This is a genomic window from Deltaproteobacteria bacterium, from assembly GCA_016874775.1.
Lineage (GTDB): Bacteria > Desulfobacterota > Binatia > Bin18 > Bin18 > VGTJ01.
Genome location: VGTJ01000229.1, coordinates 1 through 8088, shown reverse-complemented (window position 1 = coordinate 8088; position 8088 = coordinate 1). Strand labels below are relative to the sequence as shown.

The window sequence follows — 8088 nt, the reverse complement described above, 5'->3', positions numbered from 1 at the left end:
ACCGAAGCCAGCACACAATGGTCTCGTCTCTCATCCCTGCTCTTGTGCAGAGGCTCTCCACTCCGGTCAATCACTATTGCGGTAAGTTGTTTCCTGCCACCGCCTTAGCCGACCATTTCTTCAAAGCCACGGCTGGCGAACGGAACGAGAAAGCACTGCAGTATACGATCCAAGCCGCGGAACGTGCGAACACGCTCCTGGCCTACGAAGAAGCTGCCACCTATTATGAGCGTGCATTTCACCTTCTGCCTCAGTATGAGGCCTCGATACACCAACGCGGGGAAATCCTGCTAGCGATGGGACACGCGTTGGCACGCGCAGGCGAGCTGAAGCGAGCACGCGCCACCTTTTCACAAGCTGCAGTCACTGCTCGTGATCTACTCGCGCACGGAGAGACCACAACCGCGGCACTCCTCCTCACGCGTGCGGCATTGGGATTTTCTGGGCATGGCGATATCGCCACTCGTTTTGATCAGGCTATGGTCAGCCTGTTAGAAGAGGCTCTCGCCGCGTTACCAGAAGAAGATAGTGCACTACGAGTGAGAGTGCTGAGCCGTCTCGCGATGGCGCTCTACTTTTCTCCGTTCATGGATCGGTGCGATGCCTTGAGCCGCGAAGCAGTGGAAATGGCTCGCCGACTGGGAGACACGACCGCCCTTGCCTACGCCCTGAACGCCCGACAAATCGCGCTGATTGGACCAGATACCGTGCAGGAGCGGTTGGCCTTGTCGACCGAGATCATTCACCTTGCTGAACAAGAAAGCAGACAAGAGTTGGCGCTCGCCGGTCGTCTGGGACGGATCATGAGCCTGCTTGAGCTTGGCGATCCTCAGGCAATCGAGCAAGAATTGCATTTGTATGTAGCTATTGCGACCGAACTCCGCCAACCCTTTTATCTCTGGCATGGCACGATCTTGCGCGCGATGGCAGCGCTCCTTGCTGGCCAACTCGCAGAGGCCGAGCAGTTGGTTCAACACGGATTAACCCTCGGCCAACAGATACAAACACCTAACGCCTTTCTTTTGTTCACCGTGCAACTGTTCGCCCTCCGCCGCGAACAAGGACGAGTACAGGAGCTTGAAGATGCGAGCAGAGGCCTGGTTGAGCGGTTTCCCGCTATTCCTGGCTTACGTACTGGGCTTGCCTTTCTCTACAGTGAGATTGGGCGTGAGAAAGAGGCTCGTGAAGAGTTCGAACATGTCGCGGCTCAGGACTTCACGGATATCGTCCGTGACCAAGGCTGGCTTGGCAGCATGACGAACTTAGCCCAGGTTGCCTTCTTTCTTCACGATAAGAAACGAGCGAGCACCTTATACAACATGTTACTTCCGTATGCTGAACGGAATGTGATTGTCGGCTCAGCCAACGATTGCTTTGGTGCGGTTGCACGCTATCTGGGCTTACTCGCCGCCACACTAGAGCGATGGGATGAGGCAACGCATCACTTTGAGAAGGCTATAGCACTCAATAGGCGAGTCGGCGCACGACTGTTTACCGCCCATACCCAATGCGACTATGCTGCACTGCTGATCACCCAGGGGAATCCCAACGATGTTGGACGCGCGCGCGAGCTGCTCGACACAGCACTTTCTACCGCGCAAGAGTTGGGAATGACACGGCTGGAAGGCAAAATTCAGGGGCTCGGAATGAAGGACTGGGAGCGAGGGAAGGAAGTTCCTCCTCCACAGGTCTCCCATCTCCAGCCTGCGGCCTTCAAATCTCAACCCTCGGATACGGAACAGAGGCCACTGGAGGTTCCCTCTCCCACTCCTCCCCCTTCATCCCGAACTCTGAACTTTCTTCGCCCTGAAGGTGACTCCTGGGCAGTCAGCTATGAGGGAACGGCCGTACGACTCCAGGATACAAAGGGCCTGGCTCATCTCGCCTGCTTGTTACGTGAACCGCAGCGAGAGTTTCATGTCTTTGACCTGCTAGCGATGACCGACGGCATGCCAACGGACAGTTTGGGCACACGAAAACACGAAGCGCAAATACTTGAACTCTCATCTAGCAGTGAGTTTCCCAGCGACGCAGCATCCCCCGATCAGCAGGCAAGGACAATGTATCAGCAGCGCTTACAAGACTTGCGCGAAGAACTCGACACAGCAGAACGCCTCAACGACCTTGGGCGGGTCAATAGTCTCCAGAGCGAAATTGACTTTCTGACAGGTGAATTCGCGGCGGCGTACGGAACTGGCACGTATGCTCGCAAACGTAACAGTGACACCGAAAAAGTACGCAAGACGATTACTCACCGGATACGGACAATGATGAGCAAAATAAAAAAGGCTCACCCAAGTCTGTGGCGGCATCTCCACGTTTCGCTCAAAACCGGAACGTATTGCTCGTACAACCCAGAGAAACCAACGGAGTGGGACGTGTAAACACCTCCCCCTTCGGAAAATGAAGAATGAACTGACACCCCTTCTTCTCGTCATCTGTAGTCGCCTGGGGCGATCTTCAGTTGGGTTTATCCTGGTCACTCTCTACCTCCATTCGCGGGACGTACAAAGTTCCCTCTCCCTGCCAGGGGCAATGGCGTTAAGTTAGCAGCTTTCTGATTCCCTCTCCCTCAGCAGACATCATCATTGGCTGATTCGGCCGTGCTAGGAAAGTCAGATATTTTTCTCCCGCCCAGCTTCATTTCCCGCATTTGCGACGCGCCGTGTCGCAGTGCGACGCGTAATCTAGCGCCTTCCTTATAGAACGCCTGCAGGAGGCGCTCCCAGAGAAAGCAAAGGAAAAGAAGGATTAAGAAAATGACACCACCATAAGCAATCTACTAACCGGAAAAGAACTGGAGGAACAGTCATTTCGCACACAACCATACACACACGAAAGGAATACGACCATGAAATCGACTATCACACACGTTACTGCTGCGATCTTTAAGAAAACCGCTTACGTCTTGGGAATGTTTTCACTTCTCGCAACTATGAATGGTGGAGACGCACAAGCTGACCGGTCTGTGGGAAATAGCACCCTCATTCTTTCGCACGGAACGTGGACACACACAGCTTCCGCATGTACCCCCGATGAGAGCAGTATCGACTATCAGATGGGTGGCGCAAGCGTTTCGTTCCCAGGTTCAATTACTGGCGAAATCACGCTCCGCTGCAACATCACCAATATCATGGACCCGAACTTTCCCTCCTGGAATACACTTGAAGTGGTGTACCGTGATCCAGACGGGAGCGGAGCAGCAAATCGGGTAAGAGTCACCCTTCATAAAGTTGGGTTGAACGGGACAGCAGAAAACCTAACGCCTTCCAACTCCGGTGGTCAGCTGACATTGCCCATTGACCCCTCACTACTTGCAACCTTCGATAGCAACACCGCGGCAAGCACCACTTCGTCAACGCAAGTACACACAGTTGGCGTTAATCATAACTTCGACTTCGCCACCAATGCGTACTATGTCAAAATCACGTTAAAGCGGGACGCGGGTTCAACAACTAACCCTGCAGCGTTCGTTGTTCGACTCAACGGGAATGTCTTCCTTGGTGGGTGATACAAATAGCCGCTCTCATGTTGAAGTGACGCTTTCGCGCCCTGGTCAGCACTGACCGGGGCGCGGTGTTTTTGGTACAAGCACTCCCCAATCCGCATTCCGCAGTCGCTCTAACCCTTGACAAAGCCAGACCAGCCAACTAGTCAGGGAGCAGTTTTTTCCTGCGAGGGAATCATGCCAACAAAATATGTCGAAGTTGACGGCTATGCGGTGAACTATTTTCACACCGGCCGCACGACGCTACCCAGTGTGACACCAGATACGAGTAAGGGAAAAGTACTGTTGTATCTCCACGGTGCAGGCAGCAACGGTCATTTTGGTCATAAAATGATTGACCTGCTCTCGGCAAAACACAGCCCGTTTTCGCTTGACTATCCCGGTCACGGACGCTCAAGCGGCACGGAAAGCTTGAAGAGCGTCACTGCGTACAGTGAGTTAGTCTATGGTTTCTGGAAAAAGTTGGGCTTGCGTCCGGCGTATCTCATTGGTCACTCCATGGGCGGTGCGGTCTCCATGGATCTGGCGCTTCGCCATCCTGACATGGTCGAGGGGTTGATCCTCACCTGCACGGCAGCAAAATTTAACATCACCGATGAGCGAGCCAATATCTGGAAAGACGTCATGCAAGGCCGTGCAGGACAGCCGTTTAACAAAGATTCATGTTCTCCGGCCACACCGATGAACATCGTCCAAGAAGGTTGGATGGAACAAATCCAAACCGACCCGCGTGTACGCTACTTTGATCTCGTTGCATGCCAGCAAGTGGACTTAACCGCCAAGATTGGCGAGATTCGCAAACCGACGTTGGTGCTGGCTGGACAAGACGACCAGAGCACCCCGGTCGCGCAGAGTGAACAGCTTCGTGACAAAATTTCCGGCGCAAAACTGATAGTGATTCCGCAAGCTGGCCATTGGTTGCCAATCGAGAAGCCGCAAGAAGCGTGCGAGGCGATTACGGCGTTTTTGGGGACGTAAAACGTAATGCGTAAAACGTAAAGAAGGAGGGATAGTGGTTACGCTTTGCGTTTTACGTTTTATCTTGGAGTTACCGAGTACGGTTTACCTTCCAATTATCACCTGTATCCGAGGAAAAATTTATGAGTATCAAAGGCAAAGCTGCTATTGCAGGCGTTTACGAACATCCGTTGCGGTGGGCGCCGCATAAGACCCAGTATCAAATCATGGCCGAGAGCGCACGGGGCGCATTAGACGATGCCGGCCTGAAAATTAAGGATGTCGACGGTCTGTTCACTTCCGGTGTGAGCGGTATGGGTATCGTCTCCCTCGCTGAGCATCTGAACCTCAATCCAGATTTCTTAGATTCCAATTCGATCGGTGGTTCGTCGTTTGTATCGCACACAGCGCATGCAGCGGCGGCGATTGCGGCTGGCTATTGCAATGTCGCACTGATTCTCTATGGCAGCAAATGGTCGTCCGACCGTTTTGCGATTGGCACTGGCGGTGCCAGCGGTGGTGATCCCTCTGAGCAGTTTGAAAACTGCTACGGCCCCACTACAGTCGGTGATTATGCACTGACTGCACAGCGCCACATGCATGAATTTGGCACGACCAGTGAGCAACTGGCAGAAATTGCCGTCACTATGCGGCGGCACGCATCGATGAATCCACACGCAAAGTTTCGCGACCCCATTACCGTCAATGATGTCTTATCCTCACGGCTTGTTTCTTCTCCCCTCCACCTGCTTGATTGCTGTATGATTTCTGATGGTGGTGGTGCGATCGTTGTCACCTCAGCCGAGCGTGCACGAGACCTCAAGAAGAAACCCGTACATCTCTTAGGTGCAGCCGAAGCCTGCTATCACACCAGTGCAGGCGTACGAGATCTGACCAACGCAGCCGCAAAGCAGTCCGGCCCCAAAGCGTTGGAACGTGCGGGAGTCGCCCACAAAGACATCAACATGGCGATGATCTACGATTCGTTCACGATCACCGTATTAGTAACGTTGGAGAGCTTAGGGTTTTGCAAAAAAGGCGAAGGCGGCGCGTTCGTACAGAATGGGCGTATCGGCCTCGGTGGTGCACTGCCGATCAACACCGACGGTGGTGGTCTCTCGTCAAATCATCCAGGCATGCGCGGTATCTTCCTGGTTATCGAAGCAACCAAGCAGTTGCGCGGTGAGTGTGCAGACCGGCAAGTGAAAGACTGCAAGATCGCAATGGTGCACGGCACGGGTGGAACGTTGGGGCTGCGGCATAGTGGAGCGTCTTTAGTACTGGGCGTTTAAGAAAAAATAGCCAGTATGGTAAGGCCAATGAAAAATTAAAAATCAAAAATGGAGAATTGAGAACAATAAAGTTCTTTTCGTTTTTCATTTTGCATTTTACATTTTTAATTCTTCATTGTTCCCTCCGACTGACTACTGTTTACGGAGTAAACAATGGCCGAAGAAAAAAAATACAAAAAACCGATTCCTCGCATCGATGAAGAAAATAAGCCGTTTTGGGAAGCCTGCGCTCGGCACGAATTATACGTTCAGAAGTGTCGTAGCTGTGGCAAAGTCTTCTACTACGCACGCTCGTTTTGCCCGGAGGATCTGTCGCAAGACCTTGAATGGGTCAAATGCAGCGGCAAAGGGAAAGTCTACACCTTTACAGTCACGCGACAGAACCAAAGCGCAGGTTTCCGTGACAACCTGCCCTACATTATGGCGTATGTTGAGCTTGACGAAGGTGTACGCATGCTGACGAATATCGTTGAGTGCAAACCCGAAGATGTGAAGATCGGCATGCCAGTCGAAGTCACGTTTGAAGATGCCACCCCAGAAATTTCGATCCCGCTATTTCGGCCTGCAAGATAATGACTAGCTTCGGAGGGGTATAGGGAGATATGCCCCTCCACAAAACACGAGCTATGCCCATTCCACAGCGCCTTATTCAATGGGCGGTTCGGTCACGAGTTTTCAGGAAATTTGCCCATTCCCTTTTGATCGCTGAACCTCAGGAAGCTGATCCTTCTGAGGGAAACACCCTTTTGGAAAGTTTCGTTGTCCGTTGTCAGGCGATCGACCGGCCTCGGGTGCTCGAACTCGGCACCAAACGATCTATTGCAGAACGGTCAACGCGCCACGACGTTTGGATTCCTCACGCAAGTGAGTATCTCGGAACGGATATCACAAGTGGAGAAGATGTTGATATCGTCGCCGACGTGCATCGTTTGACGCACGTTGTTGGCGAAGAGCAGTTCGATGTGATTGTCTCGTGTTCGACCTTCGAACACTTCAAATACCCTCACCTCGCAGCTCACGAAATTATGAAAACGCTACGGGTCGGCGGGGTGCTACTTATTCAAACTCACCACGCTTTTCCCCTTCACGCCTACCCGTACGATTACTTCCGCTTCTCGCGCGAGGCTCTGGCTGGACTTTTTGGCACCCAGATGGGCTTCAAGGTCGTTTCAACCGCATACCAGTTTTCTGCAAAACTGTTCTCGAAGCAAGAACCTATCACTGCACAATTTCCGATGTTCCTGAATGTTCTACTGTTCGGCGAGAAGATCGGCAAAACCCCGGATACATACGTCTTCGAGTATGATGTGAGTTAGTTCTGTCGTGAAGAAGAGAGAGTAAACCCGCTCTGTTGCTCCTGAGCGAGCGAATCTACAAGTCCGGCAAAATCTTCAAAGTATCGACCATGGGTGCGGCGCAAGACCTCTTCTGAAACCGCTTCGAGTATAACCACCTCATGCTCTATTCCATCATGGTGAAGAGCAAGTTCCAGTTCAAGACGCGCCTCCTCAGCTTTTCGCTGCTCCGAGCTAACAAACTTCCTAAAAGTGACGATTCGACCACTAGGCCGATCGTATTCAATTAAAAACAACATAGGACGATCCTTACTTATTAACTTCTATTGATACTTTGAAATAATATCTAGAGCCTGATGCAATATCTCCAGAGTTTTTTGTTTCCCTTGGCTCACTTCCTCATCGGAAACCACAAATTGAGCCTTGGTTTCCTCGTCACTCCCTTGTAAGGGTACATTTGCTAACCCGACAACTTCCTCTTCGGCCACCATCTTTGAGATATGCATGAGAACTCTTTGAATCCTGTCATCCCCTCCGCCGTATTTAAGCCCCGGATCTAGCACATCCGAAGACCTTTCTGAAAGTTCAGCCCAAAGATGTTGTAACAAGGTTCGGACTTGGATCTCAACCATTTTGTCGAGACATCTCACAATAACATGAACAGCACGGTAGCCGTGGCTTGGTTTCTGACGACGATCAACAATGGTCGTACGTTCAAAAGCCTTCTGAAGGGATTGAACAACGACCTCTTGGTTAGCAATATCAGGCACAATCAATCGACAACCCGCAATGTCTTGCATCTGGGTTAAACGGATACTCTCTCTACGCAATTTCTCGATGATAGATGAGGTAGATTTCGCCCGTCTTCCTGCAGGTTCTAATGCTTAGGCGGTGGCAGGAAACAACTTACCGCAATAGTGATTGACCGGAGTGGAGAGCCTCTGCACAAGAGCAGGGATGAGAGACGAGACCATTGTGTGCTGGCTTCGGTCTAAGTATCGAAGTCTGGTCGAAGAGCTGGATGAACGCGGGCGAC

General features: G+C 51.9%; 8 protein-coding genes. 6 read left to right on the top strand and 2 right to left on the bottom strand.

Annotated elements, in window-relative coordinates; genetic code table 11:
* Nucleotides 1-17 precede the first annotated feature (17 nt).
* From FJ147_25660 to FJ147_25635, 6 genes are all read left to right on the top strand, one after another.
* Nucleotides 18-2384 carry a tetratricopeptide repeat protein gene (locus FJ147_25660; GenBank protein MBM4259274.1) on the top strand — a complete coding sequence of 789 codons (2367 nt, stop codon included), beginning with the start codon at nucleotides 18-20 and terminating at the stop codon, nucleotides 2382-2384.
* Nucleotides 2385-2851: 467 nt separating this feature from the next.
* Nucleotides 2852-3511, top strand: a complete 660-nt coding sequence (locus FJ147_25655; protein ID MBM4259273.1) for a hypothetical protein — start codon at nucleotides 2852-2854, stop codon at nucleotides 3509-3511.
* 174 nt (nucleotides 3512-3685) lie between these two features.
* The gene (locus FJ147_25650; GenBank protein MBM4259272.1) at nucleotides 3686-4486 is read left to right on the top strand and encodes an alpha/beta hydrolase; all 801 of its coding nucleotides are present in this window, start codon (nucleotides 3686-3688) and stop codon (nucleotides 4484-4486) included.
* A 122-nt stretch (nucleotides 4487-4608) separates the two neighbouring features.
* On the top strand, nucleotides 4609-5757 hold the full coding sequence (locus FJ147_25645; GenBank protein MBM4259271.1) for a thiolase domain-containing protein: 1149 nt from the start codon (nucleotides 4609-4611) through the stop codon (nucleotides 5755-5757).
* Between the two features lie 153 nt (nucleotides 5758-5910).
* Nucleotides 5911-6330, top strand: coding sequence for a Zn-ribbon domain-containing OB-fold protein (locus FJ147_25640; GenBank protein MBM4259270.1), 420 nt, complete (start codon nucleotides 5911-5913; stop codon nucleotides 6328-6330).
* Nucleotides 6331-6359: 29 nt separating this feature from the next.
* Nucleotides 6360-7073 carry a class I SAM-dependent methyltransferase gene (locus FJ147_25635; protein MBM4259269.1) on the top strand — a complete coding sequence of 238 codons (714 nt, stop codon included), beginning with the start codon at nucleotides 6360-6362 and terminating at the stop codon, nucleotides 7071-7073.
* Here the strand turns inward: FJ147_25635 and FJ147_25630 are convergent.
* Nucleotides 7070-7351, bottom strand: a complete 282-nt coding sequence (locus FJ147_25630) for a hypothetical protein (protein ID MBM4259268.1) — start codon at nucleotides 7349-7351, stop codon at nucleotides 7070-7072. The two genes, FJ147_25635 and FJ147_25630, sit on opposite strands and share 4 nt — an antisense overlap.
* A gap of 24 nt (nucleotides 7352-7375) precedes the next feature.
* Entirely contained in the window at nucleotides 7376-7852 is a 477-nt protein-coding gene (locus FJ147_25625) for a hypothetical protein (protein ID MBM4259267.1), read from the bottom strand.
* Between the last annotated feature and the right edge of the window lie 236 nt (nucleotides 7853-8088).

Excerpts from the sequence above, each read along its gene's own strand:
- FJ147_25660 (MBM4259274.1), top strand. The coding sequence starts at position 18 with ATGGTCTCGTCTCTCATCCCTGCTCTTGTGCAGAGGCTCTCCACTCCG.
- FJ147_25650 (MBM4259272.1), top strand. The coding sequence starts at position 3,686 with ATGCCAACAAAATATGTCGAAGTTGACGGCTATGCGGTGAACTATTTT.
- FJ147_25625 (MBM4259267.1), bottom strand. The coding sequence starts at position 7,852 with ATGCAAGACATTGCGGGTTGTCGATTGATTGTGCCTGATATTGCTAAC.
- FJ147_25635 (MBM4259269.1), top strand. The coding sequence starts at position 6,360 with ATGCCCCTCCACAAAACACGAGCTATGCCCATTCCACAGCGCCTTATT.
- FJ147_25630 (MBM4259268.1), bottom strand. The coding sequence starts at position 7,351 with ATGTTGTTTTTAATTGAATACGATCGGCCTAGTGGTCGAATCGTCACT.
- FJ147_25645 (MBM4259271.1), top strand. The coding sequence starts at position 4,609 with ATGAGTATCAAAGGCAAAGCTGCTATTGCAGGCGTTTACGAACATCCG.
- FJ147_25640 (MBM4259270.1), top strand. The coding sequence starts at position 5,911 with ATGGCCGAAGAAAAAAAATACAAAAAACCGATTCCTCGCATCGATGAA.
- FJ147_25655 (MBM4259273.1), top strand. The coding sequence starts at position 2,852 with ATGAAATCGACTATCACACACGTTACTGCTGCGATCTTTAAGAAAACC.